This is a genomic window from Flavobacterium fructosi (genome assembly GCF_042787335.1).
Taxonomy (GTDB): domain Bacteria; phylum Bacteroidota; class Bacteroidia; order Flavobacteriales; family Flavobacteriaceae; genus Flavobacterium; species Flavobacterium fructosi.
In genome coordinates, this window is record NZ_JBHZQA010000003.1 from 362,941 (window position 1) to 383,618 (window position 20,678).

The 20,678-nt window shown below is 34.2% G+C and carries 14 protein-coding genes and 3 tRNA genes; 9 read left to right on the forward strand and 8 right to left on the reverse strand.

Going from position 1 to position 20,678, the window contains the following annotated elements:
- Window positions 1-15: 15 nt before the first annotated feature.
- Window positions 16-2,463, reverse strand: a complete 2,448-nt coding sequence (gene thrA, locus ACFX5D_RS06910; RefSeq protein WP_379857499.1) for a bifunctional aspartate kinase/homoserine dehydrogenase I — start codon at window positions 2,461-2,463, stop codon at window positions 16-18.
- A gap of 679 nt (window positions 2,464-3,142) precedes the next feature.
- Here thrA and hutH point away from each other — a divergent pair.
- Genes hutH through ACFX5D_RS06925 form a run of 3 tightly spaced genes read left to right on the forward strand, consistent with a single transcriptional unit; the run spans window position 3,143 to window position 6,724 of the window.
- The gene (hutH, locus tag ACFX5D_RS06915) at window positions 3,143-4,657 is read left to right on the forward strand and encodes a histidine ammonia-lyase (protein WP_379857500.1); all 1,515 of its coding nucleotides are present in this window, start codon (window positions 3,143-3,145) and stop codon (window positions 4,655-4,657) included.
- 47 nt (window positions 4,658-4,704) lie between these two features.
- Window positions 4,705-5,349, forward strand: a complete 645-nt coding sequence (locus ACFX5D_RS06920; RefSeq protein ID WP_379857501.1) for a DUF47 domain-containing protein — start codon at window positions 4,705-4,707, stop codon at window positions 5,347-5,349.
- A gap of 28 nt (window positions 5,350-5,377) precedes the next feature.
- Entirely contained in the window at window positions 5,378-6,724 is a 1,347-nt protein-coding gene (locus ACFX5D_RS06925; RefSeq protein WP_379857502.1) for an inorganic phosphate transporter, read from the forward strand.
- Between the two features lie 109 nt (window positions 6,725-6,833).
- Here ACFX5D_RS06925 and ACFX5D_RS06930 read toward each other — a convergent pair whose 3' ends face one another.
- From ACFX5D_RS06930 to ACFX5D_RS06940, 3 genes are all read right to left on the reverse strand, one after another.
- Window positions 6,834-7,343 (reverse strand): DUF421 domain-containing protein, encoded by a 510-nt coding sequence (locus tag ACFX5D_RS06930; protein ID WP_379857503.1) that lies wholly within the window; start codon window positions 7,341-7,343, stop codon window positions 6,834-6,836.
- 18 nt (window positions 7,344-7,361) lie between these two features.
- Window positions 7,362-8,732, reverse strand: a complete 1,371-nt coding sequence (gene rimK / locus ACFX5D_RS06935; RefSeq protein WP_379852684.1) for a 30S ribosomal protein S6--L-glutamate ligase — start codon at window positions 8,730-8,732, stop codon at window positions 7,362-7,364.
- A 138-nt stretch (window positions 8,733-8,870) separates the two neighbouring features.
- Window positions 8,871-11,417, reverse strand: a complete 2,547-nt coding sequence (locus ACFX5D_RS06940) for an ATP-dependent Clp protease ATP-binding subunit (RefSeq protein WP_379857504.1) — start codon at window positions 11,415-11,417, stop codon at window positions 8,871-8,873.
- Window positions 11,418-11,673: 256 nt separating this feature from the next.
- Here ACFX5D_RS06940 and gyrA point away from each other — a divergent pair, with 256 nt between their 5' ends.
- Both gyrA and ACFX5D_RS06950 read left to right on the forward strand, forming a co-directional pair.
- On the forward strand, window positions 11,674-14,295 hold the full coding sequence (gyrA, locus tag ACFX5D_RS06945) for a DNA gyrase subunit A (protein ID WP_379857505.1): 2,622 nt from the start codon (window positions 11,674-11,676) through the stop codon (window positions 14,293-14,295).
- Between the two features lie 47 nt (window positions 14,296-14,342).
- Entirely contained in the window at window positions 14,343-15,611 is a 1,269-nt protein-coding gene (locus tag ACFX5D_RS06950) for a tetratricopeptide repeat protein (RefSeq protein WP_379857506.1), read from the forward strand.
- Between the two features lie 52 nt (window positions 15,612-15,663).
- Here ACFX5D_RS06950 and ACFX5D_RS06955 read toward each other — a convergent pair whose 3' ends face one another.
- Together ACFX5D_RS06955 and ACFX5D_RS06960 are read right to left on the reverse strand one after the other, a co-directional pair.
- Entirely contained in the window at window positions 15,664-16,425 is a 762-nt protein-coding gene (locus ACFX5D_RS06955; RefSeq protein WP_379857507.1) for a C40 family peptidase, read from the reverse strand.
- 71 nt (window positions 16,426-16,496) lie between these two features.
- The gene (locus ACFX5D_RS06960; RefSeq protein ID WP_379857509.1) at window positions 16,497-17,675 is read right to left on the reverse strand and encodes an acetyl-CoA C-acyltransferase; all 1,179 of its coding nucleotides are present in this window, start codon (window positions 17,673-17,675) and stop codon (window positions 16,497-16,499) included.
- A 229-nt stretch (window positions 17,676-17,904) separates the two neighbouring features.
- Between ACFX5D_RS06960 and ACFX5D_RS06965 the strand changes: the two genes are divergently transcribed.
- From ACFX5D_RS06965 to ACFX5D_RS06980, 4 genes are all read left to right on the forward strand, one after another.
- A tRNA-Ser gene (locus tag ACFX5D_RS06965) sits at window positions 17,905-17,988 on the forward strand.
- 17 nt (window positions 17,989-18,005) lie between these two features.
- Window positions 18,006-18,080, forward strand: a tRNA-Pro gene (locus tag ACFX5D_RS06970).
- Between the two features lie 22 nt (window positions 18,081-18,102).
- Window positions 18,103-18,176: transfer RNA gene (locus ACFX5D_RS06975), tRNA-Arg, on the forward strand.
- A gap of 93 nt (window positions 18,177-18,269) precedes the next feature.
- Window positions 18,270-18,926, forward strand: a complete 657-nt coding sequence (locus tag ACFX5D_RS06980) for a M15 family metallopeptidase (RefSeq protein ID WP_379857510.1) — start codon at window positions 18,270-18,272, stop codon at window positions 18,924-18,926.
- Here ACFX5D_RS06980 and ACFX5D_RS06985 read toward each other — a convergent pair whose 3' ends face one another.
- Together ACFX5D_RS06985 and ACFX5D_RS06990 are read right to left on the reverse strand one after the other, a co-directional pair.
- Complete coding sequence (locus ACFX5D_RS06985; protein ID WP_379857512.1) at window positions 18,927-19,493, reverse strand: hypothetical protein; 567 nt, start codon at window positions 19,491-19,493, stop codon at window positions 18,927-18,929.
- 2 nt (window positions 19,494-19,495) lie between these two features.
- Window positions 19,496-20,677, reverse strand: coding sequence for a THUMP-like domain-containing protein (locus ACFX5D_RS06990; protein WP_379857513.1), 1,182 nt, complete (start codon window positions 20,675-20,677; stop codon window positions 19,496-19,498).
- Window position 20,678 lies beyond the last annotated feature (1 nt).

Consider the following 20,678-nt stretch of genomic DNA (forward strand, 5'->3'; position numbering starts at 1 on the left):
TGCATTGCAACGTCTCTACACGTTTCCAATTCTGATTACATCAGCAAATATTCCAGAAGCGGTAACCGCAGCTCCAGCACCGGCACCTTTTATCAATAAAGGTTGATCTACATAGCGATCTGTGAAGAATAATACGATGTTGTCTTTTCCTTCCAGATTGTAAAAAGGATGGTCTTTAGGAATGAATCTTAAACCAACATTTGCTTTTCCATTTTCGAATTGTGCAACGTATTTTAAACGGGAATCTTTGCTTAAAGCCTCCTTATAAATAGTTTCAAAATGTGCCGCATGAGTTTTCAGGGATTCGAAGAAAGCTTCATTTGAAGTAGTATCCAAACATTCTGCAGGCATGAATGATTCATTGACAATTTCATCGATTTCCATTTTGTAGCCACTTTCTCTGATCAGGATTAAGATCTTTCTGGCTACGTCAATTCCGCTCAAATCAATTTTAGGATCCGGTTCTGTAAATCCTTGTACGCCAGCTTCTTTTACAACGTCATGGAAAGTATGATTTTCATCAAAATTGTTAAAGATAAAGTTCAAGCTACCGGATAAAACGGCCTGAATTTTATTCACTTTATCGCCAGAGGCAATCAGATTTTTTACAGTGTCAATAATTGGTAATCCAGCTCCAACATTAGTTTCGAACAGAAAAGGAGCGTTGAATTGTCTGGATAGTTTTTTTAGCTTTTTATAATTGTCGTACTCAGAAGCGCAGGCAATTTTGTTACAAGTTACTACGGCAATATTGCGTTTCAGATATTGTTCGTAGGTTTTAGATATGCTTTCATTTGCTGTGATATCCACAAAAATACTGTTGCGCAAATTGAGTTCTTTTACATTTGCAATGAACTTTTCTTTGTCTGCAGGTTCTCCCGTTTCTAGTAAGAACTGCCATTCTTTTAACGCGATTCCATCCTCGTCAAAATACATTTTTCGGGAATTAGATAAAGCAATGACGCGCAGATTTATTTTTAGATTTTCTTTTAGGAATTTCTTTTGTTGGTGAATTTGCTCGATGAATTTCTCCCCTACATTTCCAACACCCATCACAAACAGGTTTAATTGTTTCGTATTTTCTTCGAAAAAGTTTTCGTGCAAGGTATTCAACGCTTTCTTAACATCTCTTTCGTTGATAACCGCCGAAATATTTCTTTCGGAAGCTCCTTGTGCAATCGCTCTGATGTTTACGTTATTTTTCCCCAAGGTACTAAACATTCGACCACTTAAACCTTGATGATTTTTCATATTTTCGCCAACCAAAGCAATGATGCAAAGGTTTTTTTCGACAATACATGGATCAATTTTGTTTTGTAAAATCTCAATTTCAAAAGCTTTGTTGATTGCCTCTTCCGCTACATCAGCATCCGAATTTAAAATTCCAATACAAATAGAATGCTCTGATGAAGCCTGAGTAATAAAAATAACATTGATATTTTCATGAGACAATACTTCAAAAAGTCTTTTAGAAGAACCGCTGACACCAATCATTCCAGAACCTTCAAGAGTTATCAAAGTGATGTTGTCAATATGGCTAATTCCTTTCACAGGGTTTGTGTGCGCCATTTCTTGATTTGAGATATAAGTTCCTTCGGCTTTTGGCTCAAAAGTATTTTTGATAAGAATTGGAATATTCCTTTTCAATACCGGTTGAATGGTTGGCGGGTATAAAACTTTGGCACCAAAATGCGACAACTCCATCGCTTCCTGGTAGGAAATGAAGGCGATAGGTTGCGCTTGTTTTACAATTTTTGGATTGGCAGTATACATTCCGTTTACATCAGTCCAAATTTCCAAGTCGGATGCATTCAAAGCTCCGGCAAGGATTGCGGCTGTATAATCAGAGCCACCACGGCCTAAAGTCGTGTTTATTCCATCAAGTGATGCAGCGATAAAACCAGGCATTACAACCACTTGATTTTCATTAGAGTCAAAAAAATCAGTAATTAATTGATTCGAAACTTCAAAATTCACAGTGGCTTTCCCAAAATGATTGTCGGTTTTTATTAATTCCCGGCTGTCTTTATATCCACTATTTTTTAGATTCTGTTTTAAGGCTTCAGAAATGATGTAGGAAGACAATAATTCTCCAAAACTCAAAATAGTATCTGAAGTTCTGGCCGATAATTCGCCCAAAAGAAAGCAGCCATCCAGTAATGTTTCCAGATGATTTACAATTCTTTTTACGTGGCTTAATAAACTGCTTTGCTCACTTACTGGAATAAATTCTTTTAAAGCATCTAGATGTTTTCGCTCTATTTCTGCCAGAATTTCTTTGAAACTTTCATCACCGGCAGCCGCTTTTTGGGAAGCGAGTTGAAGCAAATCAGTTACTTTGCTAAACGCAGAAACTATTACCACTAATTTTTCCTCTTGTGCTTTATTGATGACTATGTCTAGGACTAGTTTTATATTTTGTGCATTGGCTACCGAAGTTCCACCAAATTTTAATACTTTCATTTTGTTTGTTTTTTTTTATAAAAAGGAAACATTATTTATACATCCAATACCTTTCCTTCTTAAAAAAAGAAAAATATAAAAATAGGATTATATGTAAATTGTATACCCCTAAGGGGTAGGAGTTGTTGTAGTTGTAAATGTAGAAGTAACAGGAATTACGACCCAAATTTGAGTTGTTATCGAAGGGTGATATAGAGGTCTGTTAGCTGTCATTATTATTTTTCAAAAGTACAGTTTTTTATAAAAAAAGGAGCGCTAAATTCTTTTTTTTGCGAATATTTTAAAAATTCAGTTCCAATTTGAATTAAATTAGATATTGTTTAATATACAAGCTGTTTATCGTAGCTATTCTTATAATTGTTCAAAATTTTAAGCTAATGGAAAGCGATTTTATCAAGTCTTTTTAGGTCTAAATAGGTGCTTTTTGACCTTTTTTGCTTTATTTCCGGGAGTTTGCTTAAAATACAAAACGGTAAGAAATAGTTGAAATTTATTAAATTTGGATTCTAATCATTTGAAAATAAATAGAAAGAGATTTAAACAATTATATTAAAGATAGGATTATTTGCGTGAAATCTATTAATTAAACTTTTTTGTATAGGAATTTTAAATTATCAATAAAATATCTTGCTTTTTAATATTGATTTATTCAATTTTGGGCAATTAAAAAGAACATGAAATGGACAATACACATTTTATAAGTACAGCGGTACTTTCGTTAGAAGCTTTGAATGAAATTATCTCGCATCATAAATCGTTAGAGCTGTCTGAAGAAGCAAAAATTAATATCCAGAAATGCAGGGATTATTTAGACAAGAAAATGGAGACGCACGCTGCGCCTATTTATGGAATAAATACAGGTTTTGGCTCACTTTGTAATGTTAAAATATCAAATGAAAATCTGTCAAAACTACAAGAAAATTTGGTAAAATCCCACTCTTGTGGAACAGGTGAAGAAGTGCCACATGCAATTGTTAAACTGATGTTATTGCTTAAAATTCAATCCTTGAGTTATGGTCATTCCGGGATACAGTTGCAAACAGTTGAGCGTTTAATAGCATTTTATAATAATGATATTTTACCTATTATCTATACGCAAGGTTCTCTGGGAGCCTCTGGTGATTTAGCTCCATTAGCGCATTTATCATTGCCTTTATTGGGTGAAGGTGAAGTGTTTTTTGAAGGAAAGAAAGTCCACTCCAGTGAAGTTTTAAAGCATTTCAATTGGGAACCTATCGTTTTAAAATCGAAAGAAGGACTAGCTTTATTGAATGGGACACAATTTATGAGTGCTTATGGCGCGCATATAATAATGAAAGCCAATAAGTTTTCCTATTTGGCAGATCTAATAGGTGCGATTTCTCTTGAAGGATTCGATGGAAGAATTGAACCTTTTAATGAATTAATTCATTTTATCAGACCTCATAAAGGACAAATTGTAACTGCTAATCGTATAAAAGGTATTCTTGAAGGCAGTGAAATTATTGAGCAGGAAAAAAAGCATGTTCAAGATCCGTATTCGTTCAGATGTATGCCGCAGGTTCACGGTGCATCAAAAGACACTATTGATTATGTAAAAAAAGTTTTTAAAACAGAAATCAATTCGGTGACTGATAATCCTAATATTTTTATTGAAAGTGATCAAATCATTTCCGGCGGTAATTTTCATGGTCAACCATTAGCCTTGGCATTGGATTTCATGGCAATTGCATTGGCAGAATTAGGAAGTATTTCTGAAAGAAGAACCTACCAATTGATTTCTGGTTTGCGAAGTCTTCCTGCATTTTTAGTCGATAATCCAGGTTTGAATTCGGGATTAATGATTCCGCAATATACAGCAGCGAGCATTGCAAGTCAAAATAAACAATTGGCAACACCGGCTAGTGTAGATAGTATTGTGTCAAGTAATGGCCAAGAAGATCATGTAAGTATGGGAGCTAATGCAGCTACAAAAGCATTGCGAGTAATGGATAATTTAGAGCGAATTTTAGCTATTGAATTGATGAATGCTTCGCAAGCGATCGAATATAGAAGACCTTTGCAATCAAGTGATTTCATCGAAATGTTTTTAGGGGCTTATCGTGAAGAGGTTTCATTGGTAAAAGAAGATCGAATTTTGCATTATGATATAGAAAAATCAGTTTCGTTTTTGAATAGTTTTCAGATTGAAGAAGATTTGTTAACGTTTTCATAACGTTAACGCAAAATAAAGAAGTAATTTTGTAATCTAAAATTAATAAAATGTCATTAAATAGTATTTTCCAATTTTTGGTTCCTAAGGATAAAAAGTTCTTTCCTCTTTTTGAGCAAGCTTCTAGTAATTTAATTGAATTGGCTTCTAATTTGCACGAAGCAGTAAATCTTCCTTTGAAAGAAAGAGAAGTTCTTTTTCAAAAAATAGATGCTTTAGAGCAAAAAGGAGAAGACATAACGCGTCAAACCAATCTTGAGTTGAGTAGAAATTTCATTACCCCATTTGATAGAGAGGATATCCATTCCTTAATTACTTCAATAGACAATGTTGCTGATTATCTTCACGGAGCCGCCAGCAGAATGCGCTTGTATCAGGTAGATAAAATTACTAAGTCTATTAGAAAGTTGACAGAAATCAATCTTGAAGCTTGTCAACATATTGATGTAGCGGTAAAGGAACTTAGAAATTTAAAAAATATCAAAAAGATTACCGATGCTTGCGCAAAAATAAATAAGTTAGAGAATAAATCTGATAATGTTTATAATAAAGCTGTTTTCGAAATCTTTGAAAATGAAACTGATGCAAAAAATATTATTAAGTATAAAGAAGTGTTGTCAGTTTTAGAATCAGCAACTGATAAATGTAAGAGTGTCGCAAGTGTTTTAGAATCAATTTCTGTAAAACATTCTTAATCTTTCAGTTTCATTTTAAAAATTTATTATGACTTTACTTATTGTTATTATAGTTTTGGCTTTAATTTTTGATTACATAAATGGTTTTCATGATGCTGCTAATGCTATAGCTACAGTTGTTGCTACAAAGGTATTAACTCCTTTTCAGGCCGTAATTTGGGCCGCTTTTTTTAACTTTTTGGCCTATTGGGTTTTTGGTTTAGGTGTCGCTAATACGGTCGCAAAAACCGCTGAAACTAGCGAAATTAATCTTACTGTTATACTGGCAGGAGTAATCGCTGCTATCGTTTGGAATTTAATTACTTGGTGGCAAGGAATTCCTTCTAGTTCTTCACATACATTGATTGGTGGTTTTGCAGGTGCTGCATTGGCGCATGCTATTGCTGTTCATGGTTTTGGTGACTACATGGTCCTTGAAGAAGGTGTTGCGCATACCAGACACTGGTATAATATCGTAAGTTGGTACAAAGCAGGCAAAGACGGGGGAATGCCATCTGGGGTTTTTATCATTGTTGCTTTTATTGTTTTGGCACCATTATTAGGAGCTTTGATTTCCTATTTGATCTCAATATGGCTTTTGAACGCATCGAAAAAAAGTATTTTTCCTAAAATTTTCACCTTATCCCTAATGGTATTGACAATCTGGTTTGTACAAGGTCAGATGGTAAATTATGCTGATATTGAAAAACCGCGTTTCGATTCTCATTTCTGGAGTGTTGTCTTTGAATCGCATAACATAAAATGGTTTTTGGTTGCTTTTATTATCTTAACAGTAAGTTTATTTTGCTTAATATTTAGCAGTTTAAATTTACACCAAGCTACAGCCTGGTTAAAGAAAATGCAATTACTTTCCTCTGCTGCCTTTAGTTTAGGGCATGGAGGAAACGATTCACAAAAAGTGATGGGTATTATTGCTGCTGCGGTTGCTGTTTATATAAACACCAGCGGAGCAAATATAATTACGCTTCCGGAATGGTTGCAAGTAGTGTTGCCTAATGATGATTTAAATATAAAAGGCGCAATGCCAGGTTGGATTCCATTAGCATGTTACACCGCAATTGCTGTAGGTACTTTAAGTGGTGGTTGGAAAATTGTAAAAACAATGGGTTCCAAAATCACTAAGGTTACCTCTTTTGAAGGAGTCGCGGCAGAAACTGCAGGTGCATTAACGTTGTATTTCACGGAACATTTTAAAGTGCCCGTAAGTACAACTCATACTATTACCGGCTCTATTATCGGAGTAGGACTTACTAAAAGAATATCAGCGGTGCGTTGGGGAATGACGGTTAGTTTATTGTGGGCGTGGGTTCTAACTATTCCTATTTCAGCTTTTTTAGCGGGATTGGTGTATTACACTTTAAGTTTATTTCTTTAAAAACATAGATTTATAATTGATAAAAAAAAACCATCCGAGGATGTGCTGCGGATGGGGTTTTTATAAATGAAATTGTATTTTAAAACCTGAATAAAATTTAAAACGAAGTTTAAACCAATATTTTTTTTCTTCTTATTTTTCGTTTATATTGGGTTTGTTTAAGATCTCGATCTCCAGAAATGATGCTTATATTCCCATCGATCTCTAACATAGCTAATTTTACATCTTTAAAATATTCTAAGCCATGTTCTCGCATCGCTTCTTTTAATTCGTCAGCCGTGATGTTTAATCGACTTAAAGATTTAAAGTCTAAATTTCCGTTATGAATTAAGATTTCTGGTTTTTCCTTCATAAAATCGCTGAAACCTTTATACTTGTACATTAATTTCTTCAAAACAAAATTGATAAAGAAAAGTACCGTCGCTGCCGCTAATCCCCCCCAAAGCGTAGTGTCCGTTCCTACCATGGCATTCTGCACAGAATTACTAATCAACAAAATTAGTATTACATCAGCGGTATTTAGTTGTGATAACTCTTTCTTGCCGAAAATCCGTAAAGCAATAATCATAAATAAATAAACGGATACGCTCCTCAGTATAATGTCAATATATATATTCATTTTTTTAGTTAAAATTAATTAAACCAATTTGAAATTCTTTTCAATGGCTTTTATCATTTCGCCCGCAATATCTTTATTAGTAGCACCTTCGATGCCTTCAAGTCCTGGTGAGGAATTAACTTCTAATAGTAAAGGCCCTTTTGCAGAACGAATAATATCTACGCCTGCGACTTTGAGATCCATGGCTTTAGCAGCTTTAATTGCGATGCGCTTTTCTTCGCTTGTTACTTTTATAATGGAGGCCGTCCCGCCGAGGTGTATGTTGGCTCTAAATTCACCTGGCATTGCTTCTCGTTGGATCGCAGCTACCACTTTACCGTCAATGACAAAACAACGGATGTCTTTTCCGTTGGCTTCTTTGATAAATTCCTGAACTAATATGTTAGCATTCAAGCTTTTAAAAGCATTAATAACGCTTTCAGCGGCTTTTTTTGTCTCTGCCAATACTACACCTTTTCCTTGCGTACCTTCCAGTAATTTTACAATTAGGGGAGAACCACCAACCATTTTAATTAGATCATTGGTGTCCAAAGGAGAATTTGCAAAACCAGTGGTAGGAATATCTACACCATGATTCAGTAATAGTTGCAAAGAATATAATTTATCTCGTGATTGCGTAATTGCGGTGGAAGAATTTAAACAAAAAACTTTTAAGGCTTCAAACTGACGCGTCAAAGCACAGCCATAAAAGGTAATACTAGGTCGGATTCTAGGGATGATAGCATCAAATTGATTTAGAATTTTCCCTCCCCGGTAGTGAATTTCCGGCGTTTTTGCGTCTAACTTCATGTAGCATTCCTTAATATTCAAAAAGTGCATCTCATGACCACGCATTTCACCTGCTTCCATAATTCTCTTATTGCTATACAGGTCGGGATTACTGGCTAAAAGGCCTATACGTAAACCAGAACTCGCTTTTTCAGAATTTTTATAAAGTTCCTTCAAACTTTCAGCTGTAGGTTGGCCTAAAAGATATTTTTGTTCAGGATCAACAAGAACTCTACCGCTCATGGCTTCACGGCCTAAAAGCATTCTAAAACCCATGGAATCCCTATTGGTCAATGTCATTTCTATTGGCCATATCGATTCTCCAATTTTTAAATTGGTTTTAATAACATAACGCTGCTCTCTAAATCCACTGGAACTTTTTACTATCCGTTTGTCAACCAAAGGTGCCTCACAATGAATAACAGTTTTTAGGTTATTCTGAATGGGATTGATATCAAATTTTACCCAGTTGGCTTCATTTTTTATAAATGGGGCAATATTTATTGCGTGTAAAGCAGATGTTTTAGCACCTGAATCGACACGTGCTTTTATTGTTGGAATTCCTAATTCAGGGAATGAACACCATTCTTCGCTACCCAGGATGACTTTGTTTTGAGACATAAATTGATTTTATTTAACCTGTTCTTCGTAAATCAAATGTAAATATTTGTTTTCGAAAAAATAAGAATTTGTGTAAAGAATAAACCCGCTATGTCATAAAAACGTAACGGGTTATTAAATATTTAAAGTTGAGATAAACTATAGATTGGTTGGTTCACCAGCCTTATGAACTTGTACCGTCAATTCTTGGGCTCCATCTTCAATATCCATAAAAATTTCATCTCCAGAAGCAATTTTTGAAGTAATAATTTCCTCGGCAAGGGTATCTTCAACATATTTTTGAATGGCTCTTTTCAATGGTCTGGCACCAAATTGTCTGTCAAACCCTTTTTCCGCGATAAAAGCTTTCGCTTTGTCAGATAAACTTAGTTGATATCCCAATTCTGAAACACGAGCAAATAATTTTTTCAATTCGATTTCAATAATCAAATCAATATCATGTTTCTCTAAAGCATTGAATACAATTACATCATCAATTCTGTTGAGGAATTCCGGCGCAAAAGTTTTTTTCAACGCATTCTCGATGATACTTTTCGAATTGTCATCGGCCTGAGCTACTTTGGCAGCAGTTCCAAAACCAACTCCCTGACCAAAATCTTTTAATTGTCGGGCTCCAACATTGGAAGTCATGATAATTATAGTGTTTTTGAAATCAATTTTCCGACCTAAACTATCTGTTAAATAACCGTCATCAAGAACCTGTAATAACATATTGAAAACATCAGGATGCGCTTTCTCAATCTCATCTAAGAGTACTACACAATATGGTTTTCTTCTAACTTTCTCTGTTAATTGTCCGCCTTCTTCATAACCTACGTATCCCGGAGGTGCACCCACAAGTCTAGAGATAGAAAATTTTTCCATGTATTCACTCATGTCAATTCGAATCAATGCATCTTCAGAATCGAATAGTTCCTTTGCTAATACTTTCGCCAATTGCGTTTTACCAACACCTGTTTGTCCTAAGAAAATAAAGGAACCAATTGGGCGGTTCGGATCTTTTAATCCGGCGCGATTTCTCTGGATAGAACGAGCAATTTTCATTACTGCTTCTTTTTGTCCGATTACCTTACCTTCAATGAGTTCTGGTAATTTTGCAAGTTTGTTACTTTCTGTTTGAGCAATACGGTTTACGGGAATACCAGTCATCATAGAAACTACATCGGCAACATTATCTTCCGTAACTTCAATTCGATTATTTTTGGCATCTTCTTCCCATTGCTCTTGGGCAATTGCTAAATCTTTTTCTATGCGTTTTTCGTCATCACGAAGTTTAGCGGCTTCTTCATATTTTTGTTTTTTGACAACAACATTTTTCAATTCTCGAACATCATCTAATTGACGTTCCAAATCCAGTATTGCCTGAGGAACTTCAATGTTTGTAATGTGAACTCTTGAACCTGCTTCGTCTAAAGCATCAATAGCTTTGTCGGGTAAGAAACGTTCTGACATATATCGATCGGTTAATTTAACGCAAGCTTCAATTGCTTCTTGCGAGTAAGTAACATTATGATGGTCTTCGTATTTATTTTTGATATTGTTCAAAATAGTAATCGTTTCAACAACGGACGTTGGTTCTACAATAATCTTTTGAAATCGTCTTTCTAAAGCACCATCTTTTTCTATATATTGTCTGTATTCGTCTAAGGTTGTGGCACCAATACATTGGATTTCACCTCGTGCTAGAGCGGGTTTAAACATATTAGAGGCATCTAAAGAGCCAGTTGCTCCACCAGCACCGACTATTGTGTGAATTTCATCTATAAAAAGAATGATGTCGTCATTTTTTTCCAATTCATTCATAACCGCTTTCATACGTTCTTCAAACTGTCCTCTATATTTTGTTCCCGCTACAAGGCTGGCTAAATCTAATGTAACAACACGTTTATTAAACAAGATTCGAGACACTTTTTTTTGAATAATGCGTAAAGCTAATCCTTCAGCAATCGCTGATTTCCCTACTCCGGGTTCTCCTATAAGTAGTGGATTGTTCTTTTTACGACGGCTCAAAATTTGAGAAACGCGCTCAATTTCTTTTTCGCGTCCTACAACGGGGTCTAATTTTCCTTCTTCGGCCATTTCTGTTAAATCTCTCCCAAAATTGTCTAAAACAGGTGTTTTAGATTTTTTGTTTGATTTATTGGCGGGATTATTAAAAGTTCCTTCTTTAAGACTGTCATCTTGTCCTGAATCGTCATTGTACGATTCGTTTTTTGGCAAGTTTTCTAAAAATTCTTCGTCGTTTGGAGTCATATTTAAATATTGTTCTTTAGCTATATCGTAATCAATTTTAAGTTTATTTAATAGCTTGGTTGTGGGATCGTTTTCGTTTCTTAAAATGCATAACAACAGGTGCGCTGTACTAATAGAAGAGCTCTGAAATACTTTTGCTTCAAGAAATGTTGTTTTCAGTGCTCGTTCGGCCTGACGTGTCAAGTGTAAATTTTTCTTTTCTACATTGACTTCAACGCTAGGGCTTGCAGGACTAAGAATTTCAACCTTTCTGCGTAAATGATCTAAATCGACAGATAAGTTATTCAAAATTTGAATTGCTTTCCCGTTACCATCTCTTAAAATCCCTAGCATTAGGTGTTCTGTTCCTATAAAGTCATGACCTAATCGCAAAGCTTCTTCTTTGCTGTAGGTTATAACGTCTTTTACTCTTGGTGAAAAATTATCATCCATAATATATATTTGATACTGTAAATTTAGTGAATTAGTGATTGAAAAACAATAATCGTTCCTTTAACAACTACTGTCAGCTAATAGACAAAAATATTAATCATAATAGAGTTAAATTTTACATAATTTATTAACTTAATAAGAAGAAAAATTTGTTAATAAATCATTGAAATAAGTACGGTAAAACAGGGTCAAAAATTTCAAAAAAGCGTATATTGGCACGTTTTGAAACTAATATAATTTTTTAATATAACAACTTATGTCTGAAGGAGAAAAGTTAATTCCTATTAACATTGAAGATGAAATGAAAACAGCTTACATCGATTATTCGATGTCAGTAATTGTATCAAGAGCACTTCCAGATGTCAGAGATGGCTTGAAACCAGTACATCGAAGAGTACTTTATGGGATGCATGATTTGGGAGTTAACTCAAGATCTGCTCACAAAAAGTCAGCAAGAATTGTCGGTGAAGTTCTTGGAAAATATCACCCTCACGGAGATACATCTGTATATGATGCTATGGTTCGTATGGCACAGGAATGGAGTTTGCGTTATTTGTTAATTGATGGTCAGGGTAACTTTGGTTCGGTGGATGGAGATAGTCCGGCAGCTATGCGTTATACGGAGGCTCGAATGCGTAAGATTTCAGAAGAAATCTTGGCGGATATCGATAAAGAAACCGTTGATTTTAAATTAAATTTTGATGATACCTTAGAAGAGCCAACGGTTATGCCAACGCGTGTTCCTACCTTATTAATTAATGGGGCAACAGGAATAGCTGTGGGTATGGCAACTAACATGCCTCCTCACAATCTTACTGAAGTAATCAACGGAACATTAGCCTATATTGATAACAATGATATTGAAATAGATGAACTGATGAACCATATTAAAGCCCCGGATTTCCCTACTGGAGGTATAATATATGGATACGATGGTGTTCGTGAAGCATTTAAAACCGGTAGAGGACGTATTGTAATGCGTGCTAAAGTTGGTTTTGAAGAAGTGGATGGTCGGGAATGTATTATCGTTACCGAAATTCCATACCAAGTCAATAAAGCGGATATGATTAAACGTACTGCTGATTTGGTGAATGATAAAAAAATAGATGGTATTGCTAATATCCGTGATGAATCGGATAGAAACGGAATGCGTATCGTTTATATTTTGAAACGTGATGCTACACCAAACGTAGTTTTAAATACACTTTATAAGTTTACACAATTACAATCTTCGTTTAGTGTAAACAATATTGCAATTGTAAAAGGTCGTCCGCAAATGTTGAATCTGAAAGATTTGATTCATTATTTTATTGAGCACCGTCATGACGTGGTGACCCGCAGAACGCAATTCGAATTAAGAAAAGCAGAAGCGCGAGCTCATATTTTGGAAGGATTAATTATCGCTTCTGATAATATTGACGAAGTAATTGCTTTAATTAAAGCTTCAAAAAGTACGGAAGAAGCAAGAGAAAAATTAATCGAAAGATTCAAATTATCAGACATTCAGTCTCGTGCAATTGTAGAGATGCGTTTACGTCAATTAACGGGTCTGGAACAAGACAAGTTAAGAACCGAATATGAAGAAATTATGAAGTTAATTGAGCATTTAAAAGCTTTATTAGCCGATGTGAATTTAAGAACTGCACTGATAAAAGAAGAACTGGTAGAAATTCGCGATAAGTATGGCGATGAACGTCGTTCTGTAATTGAATATTCAGGAGGAGACGTAAGTATTGAAGATTTAATTGCCGATGAAAATGTGGTAATTACGATCTCTCATGCAGGGTATATTAAACGTACGAATCTTACGGAATACAAAACACAAAATAGAGGAGGAGTTGGTCAAAAAAGTGCTGGAACAAGAGATCAAGATTTCTTAGAGCACATGTTTGTAGCAACGAATCATCAATATATGATGTTCTTTACCCAAAAAGGAAAATGTTTCTGGATGCGTGTTTATGAAATTCCAGAAGGAAGTAAAACCGCAAAAGGTAGAGCAATTCAAAACCTAGTAAATATAGAAAGTGACGATAAAGTAAAAGCTTTTATTTGTACTCAAGATCTTAAAGATAAGGAATATATCAATAGTCATAATTTGATTATGGTAACTAAGAAAGGTCAGGTTAAGAAAACATCTTTAGAGAAATATTCTAAGCCTAGAGTAAATGGTGTTGCTGCAATTACCATCAAAGAGGGAGATGAATTATTGGAAGCTAAATTAACCAACGGACAAAGCCAAATTATTTTGGCTGTAAAATCAGGTAAATTAGTTCGTTTTGAAGAAACTAAGACCCGTCCGATGGGAAGAACTGCTTCCGGAGTTCGTGGAATTACACTTAAAGATGATACCGATGAAGTAATTGGCATGGTTACTGTAAACGATATGAGCAGCGAAATTTTAGTTGTTGCTGAAAACGGATATGGAAAACGTTCTAGTCTTGACGAATACAGAATCACAAATCGTGGTGGTAAAGGAGTTAAAACCTTAAATATTACCGAAAAAACAGGTAAACTGATTTCTATAAATGCGGTTACAGATGCTGATGATTTAATGATTATCAACAAATCTGGATTAACTATTAGAATGGCTGTTGAAGATTTGAGAGTTATGGGACGTGCGACACAAGGAGTGAAGTTAATTAACATCAAAGGAAACGATTCGATTGCAGCGGTTACAAAGGTAATGAAAGACGATGTTGCTGAAGTGATTGTTGACGAAGACGGAAATGTTATTGAATCAGAAGCTATCGAAAGAGTTAAGCCAGTATTAGAAGTTCTTGAGGATGAAGGAACGGAAGAAGAGGAGGACGAGGATGATTCTGAAGAGAGTGAAGAGGAGGAAGAAGATACTGACGACGACGCTGATGATGAAGCTTAAAAATTAGAATATAAACAAGAATAATTATTAAATAAAAATAGAATATTATGAAAAGTAAATATGTAATACTTGCATCAGCCTTATTGATATCAGTAGCTACTTTTGCTCAAAAAGATCAAATTAAAGCTGCTGAAAAAGCGATTAAAGGTGGTAATTCGCAAGAAGCAGTAAATATTTTGGTAGCTGCAGAAGCTGCCTCTGCAACTGCTCCAGATGCTGAAAAGGCACAATTTTTCTTTGTTAAAGGGAATGCCTATTTAGATTTAGCGAATAAAAAAGTTGATATAGATAAAAATCTTTCTCTTGCAGCAAAAGCATACCAAGATTTAATTTCAGTTGAAAAAGCTTCAGGGAAAATGAAATTTTCTACTCAAGCTGCAGCTTCTATTACTGATATCAAATTTAAATTAATAAATTCTGCAATTGCAGATTCTAAAGTTGATAAGCATTCAGATAGCGCTAAAAAATTATATGATGCTTATCTATTAGATAAAAAAGACACTCTTAATTTGTATTATGCGGCTTCTACTTATATAAACGCAAAAAATTATGATGAGGCTCTTAAATTGTATGAAGAGTTGAAAACTTTGAACTATTCAGGAAAGGGAACTAGTTATTTAGCTGTAAATAAGTTAAGTGGGGAAGAAGATCTTTTTACAACAGTTACGGAAAGAGATAGAATGGTAAAATTAGGGACTCACGAAAAACCAAGAACTGATGTTATACCTTCAAAAAGAGGAGAAATATATAAAAATATGGCTTTAATTTTAGTTGAGAAAGGAAAAACAGAAGAAGCTAAAAGTGCAATTGCAGCAGCTAGAGTTGCTAATCCTGAAGACACTTCATTAATCCTAACAGAAGCTAATTTGTATTTAGAAACAAAAGACTTTGATACTTACAAAAAGTTAATTTCAGAAGTACTGCAAAAAAATCCTAATGATGCTGATTTGATATTTAATTTAGGAGTAATCAGTTACAATGCGAAGAATAATGCTGATGCTGAAAAATATTATTTACAAGCAATTAAAATCAAGCCTGATTATGTAAATGCTTATTTGAATTTAGCAATTTTGAAATTAGATGCTGATAAAGCACTTTTTGAAGAAATGAGTAAATTAGGAAATTCTGAAAAAGACAATAAAAGGTATGCGGTTTTAAAGAAACAAAGAGAAGTAGTTTTTACAAGTGCTTTACCTTATCTCGAAAAAGCAAGTGAATTGGATCCTAAAAATACAGAAGTAAAAAACACCTTATTAAGTGTTTACGGAGCTTTAGAAATGAATGAAAAGAAGAAGGCATTAAAAGCAAAAATGTAAATTTTGCTTAATAGTAAAAAAACCTATCAAATATATTGATAGGTTTTTTTATTTAAATAATTTTTTTGATAACTCGAAGTTTGTGAGTATGCTTATTTGTTTCGGAATTAAATATTCCCAGATGATCTAATCGGTCAATTCGAACTTTTCCACTTGCATGAATAATATAATTATCATCCATAATTATCCCTACATGGATTATATTGCCTTCCTCATTGTCAAAAAAAGCTAAATCGCCAGGTTCACTTTCCTCGATAAAACTTAAAGGTTCTCCTTGTGTTGATTGCTGTGAAGCATCTCGTAGTAATTTGTAACCATTCAGTTTATAAACCATTTGAGTAAACCCAGAGCAATCAATACCAAAAGGAGTTTTTCCTCCCCAAAGGTATGGCGCGTTCAAATACATGAAAGCAGTTGAGATTAAGTTTTCTTTATTCTTTTCTCCACTTGTTTTTGTTCCTTCAAAATCAAAACCTGACGTATTTATCTCATTATGATTTATAAAAGACAAGGAAGAACCCAAAGGAATTGGCATCAATAAGTTGGATCGACCAGTTATATATTCTATTAAATCTGCATTTAGAATGATAGCTTCAGTTGATAACTGATTGTAACTTGATTCAGAAATTATTTGGAACTGCTTAGAATCTACCCATCCTTCGTAATCATCATATTGCATTTTGATTCGGGACCATTGTTTTAATTGTTCTAGAATTTCAAAATGTTCGCCAAATAAAACTTGAGAAACAATTTCGCTTCTGTCATTGGGTTCAAAGCGAAGTGGGATTATGGCTAGATTACAAATTCCGAACATTTAGGTTAATTTATGAGTTAAGAATTATGAGTTATAAGTTTTAAAACTCATAACTCATAACTTAAAATTATTTAGGCTCTTTCGATAACAATTGCTGAAGCTCCACCGCCACCGTTGCAAATTGCAGCTGCACCAATCTTACCGTTGTTTTGTTCCAAAACATTCAATAATGTTACGATGATTCTAGCACCAGAGCATCCTAAAGGATGTCCTAGGGATACAGCGCCACCATTTATATTTACTTTAGTGTCTTCTAATCCTAGGATTTTGGCATTCGCCAAACCAACTACGGCAAATGCCTCATTAAATTCAAAATAATCAACATCACTTATCGCTAATCCTGCTTTCTCTAAAGCCTTAGGAATGGCTTTAGAAGGGCTTGTTGTAAACCATTTTGGCTCTTGAGCTGCATCAGCATAACTTCTTATGTAAGCCAATGGTTTTAATCCTAATTCTATTGCTTTTTCTTCGCTCATTAATACTATTGCAGCGGCACCATCATTTATTGTTGATGAATTAGCAGCTGTTACCGTACCATCTTTAGTGAAGGCTGGATTTAATGTTGGGATTTTATCTAATTTTACGTTTGTAAATTCTTCGTCTTTAGAAACAATAATTGGATCACCTTTTCTTTGTGGAACTGGAACTGAAACTACCTCATTGTCAAATTTCCCGTCTTTCCATGCATTTGTACTACGCTCATACGATTGAATTGCGAAGTTATCTTGTTCTTCTCTAGTAAATTTATATTCAGATGCACATAAGTCAGCACACACTCCCATAGCATTGTTGTCGTAGGCATCAGACAATCCGTCTCTTTGCATTCCGTCAATCATTGTTGTTGGTCCAAATTTTGTTCCATTTCTCAAATGCATATAATGCGGAATCAAACTCATATTTTCCATACCACCGGTAACAACAATTTCTGCATCACCGCACATAATTGCTTGTGCGCCTAACATGACTGATTTCATTCCTGAAGCACACACTTTATTAATAGTTGTGCAAGCCACGGTATTTGGTAAACCAGCAAATAAAGCCGCTTGACGAGCAGGAGCTTGTCCTACGCCAGCCTGAACAACATTACCCATAAACACTTCATCAACTAGATTTGGATCTAAATTAATTTTATCCAAAGCTCCTTTTATAGCAACCGCCCCTAATCTTGTCGCAGGGACTGCAGATAATCCTCCCATAAAACTTCCGATAGGTGTTCTAACGGCAGACACAATAACAACTTTTTTGTTCATGATATATATAATGTTAGTTTATGTAGCAAATTTAATCTTTTTTATAGAATTTCACATTTTGATTGCATCATAATATATTTTAAATATTTATTGAACTCTATATGTTTGATTGTGAAGTGTTTTTATAAAAAGGCTAAAAAATATTAAAAAAAAGCTTTCAAATACTTGTGAGTAACGTAAAGATGTCTTAAATTTGCAACCGCAAAACAGGACACATTTCCTTGAGTTTGGAGGGGTGCCAGAGTGGTAATGGAGCAGTTTGCTAAACTGTCATCGAGTAATCGGTGCCAGGGTTCGAGTCCCTGTCCCTCCGCTTTATATTTTGTTTTTCGGGGTGTAGCGTAGCTCGGTTATCGCGCCTGCTTTGGGAGCAGGAGGCCGCAGGTTCGAATCCTGCCACCCCGACTAGATTTTTTACATGAGTAATGGAGGCATAGCTCAGCTGGATAGAGCACCTGCCTTCTAAGCAGGCGGTCGAAGGTTCGAATCCTTCTGCCTTCACAAAAACCGATACTTTAATTAGTATTGGTTTTTTTGTTTTTATATCTGATGTAAATACCTAAATTATCTTATTTTTATAAAAAAATTATATTTATGACTTCCTACTTAAAATCAGGTATTCTTTTTTGTTTTCTTTTGGGGATGGTTTCCTGTAAATCACAAGTTGGAAGTACTAAAATGGAAGAAAAAAACATTTCTATTAGTGACACTACCTTCGTAAATTTAAAAGACTACAGCCAGGATTTTGAATACGATTTGAAATACGCTACAGCAGATAATTTCTTAAAAGTAAAAGTGTATGATTGTGCGGAATGTTTTCTGCGTTTAAAAACGGTGAAAGCATTGATTGAGGCCAATACTTCATTCAAGAGAAAGGGTTACAAAATCAAAATTTTTGATTGTTACCGCCCTTTAGATATTCAAAAAAAAATGTGGAAGATCGTTTCTAACCCGGAATATGTTGCCAATCCGGCCAAAGGTTCCATTCATAATAGAGGAGGAGCAGTTGACATAACATTAGTTGACAGTAATGGGAAAGAATTGGAAATGGGAACTCATTTTGATTTTTTCGGTAAAGAAGCAGGTCACAATTTCACTGACGTATCTCAAGAAGTGAAGGCAAATAGAATGTTGTTAAAGGAAGGAATGACAGAGGCCAGCTTTAATTCATTCGATTCTGAATGGTGGCACTATAACTTCAAACTGGGATTGAATGATAAAATTTCAAACGTAAAATGGAAGTGCGATTAATTATTCGATACACGGGATGGTGTTGATAAAGAATTTTTCAGGCTGGTAAACGATATTGTTTAATTCAGATGTAAATTCTTTTTTGATTACATAATCTTCAGTATCGGTTAAATATTTAATTCTCATCAACGATACAGGTGAATTTTTTAATTCTTCAAAACTATCTTTCATAAACATAAAACTACCCGTAATTACTCGATTGTCAAAATTTTTGTCATCCCGAATTAAGGAACCGCAATTTTCCTCATCGAGATGAATTAACGTGATTATTTTTCCATTGTTTAATTGTAAAAATAATTTCGAATTTTTATCAAAACAATTTGCTTTCAAGAATCCTTTGCTTTTTTGAAGCAATTGAACATTCAAAGTAGGTAATCCGTCCGTTAAAGCTAATGAAAAAAAGATATAGTTGGTATTACCAGCAAAATTTTGCTCGGAAATAATATATTCCTTTGTTGATTTATAAGTACCTATAGAATCGGTAACATCGATATTGAACTCACATGGTTTTTGCGCAAATGAAGTAAAACTTATAAGAAGTAAAGTAAGTGCAATCAGTTGTTTCATTTTTATTTTATTTTGGTGCAAATTAAAACAATTTTGCGATTATTTTCATCAGTTGTAAAAAAAGAAAAAACATTTCCTCCGTCTTTTATTTTCCATTTTTTTCGAATACTTTCCACAGTGTCAGGAAAATTCCTAATGGTTATATTGGCTTTTTTGTATTCGAAATGTATTTTCATCTCGGTTTTATTGTACGGTATCGTATTTATAATTTCAAAAGTTCTTCCTGGGAAATCTAGTAAATTTTCGGAGGTATATAAATGAGAAAACTTATGAAGTTTGTTAAGCTTAAAATAAGTACTCACTTCATCAAAGCCACCAGATTTCATAATGGCGCTATTGGGCTCATACAGATATTTTTGAGGTAAACTAAAATGGTTTAATTTTGATTTTTCGTTTAATACAAATTCAAAAGTTTCTAATTTTTCTTTACCGATATTTACCGTTTTGATCGTAATTGTCCCATTATATTCTTTGTGTAATTCCCAAAGCAGTTCTTTTACTTCGTTTTCTAAAGCAACAATATGAATAGTTTTTACATTTTTAAGTTCTAATAAACCTGCCGAAATATCGAGTAATGGCGCTGTTTTTATTAGAATTGAATCCGAGTTTTTAAAATAGAAGTCTATATTTTCGGGAACATTTGGTAAGCAATCCTTTAGCATAAAAACTTTGCCATTGGCATCGTTCCTTCTGGAAGGATCAATATAAATCCAGTCCCATTTTTTGTTTAATGATGCTAAAGTTGCTAAACTATCAGCTGAATAGCAAGTAACATTCTTTACATCCAATTGTACAAAATTATGTTTTACCAAATCTGATAAATCTGGATTAATTTCGCAATGAGCAACTGCTTTTATTTTTTTTGAAAAATAGTAATCATCTACACCAAAACCTCCAGTCAAATCAATTAAACTGTCTCCATAAACAATCGTAGATTTGTACAAAGCTGTTTTTTCGGAAGAAGTTTGTTCAATTGAAATTTTAGCTGGATAAATAATATTTTTTGTCGAAAACCAAGTTGGGAGTTTGTCTTTACTTTTTGTTTTGGCTTCGATTTGATTCAAAATTGAAATCCATTCCAGTATTGCAAAGGGGTTTTTTTGCAGTGCTAATTTTGAAATAGAGATTCCAATATTTCTTTTTATAAATTCTTGAATTTCAGAATTTAGAATATTTACATTCAAA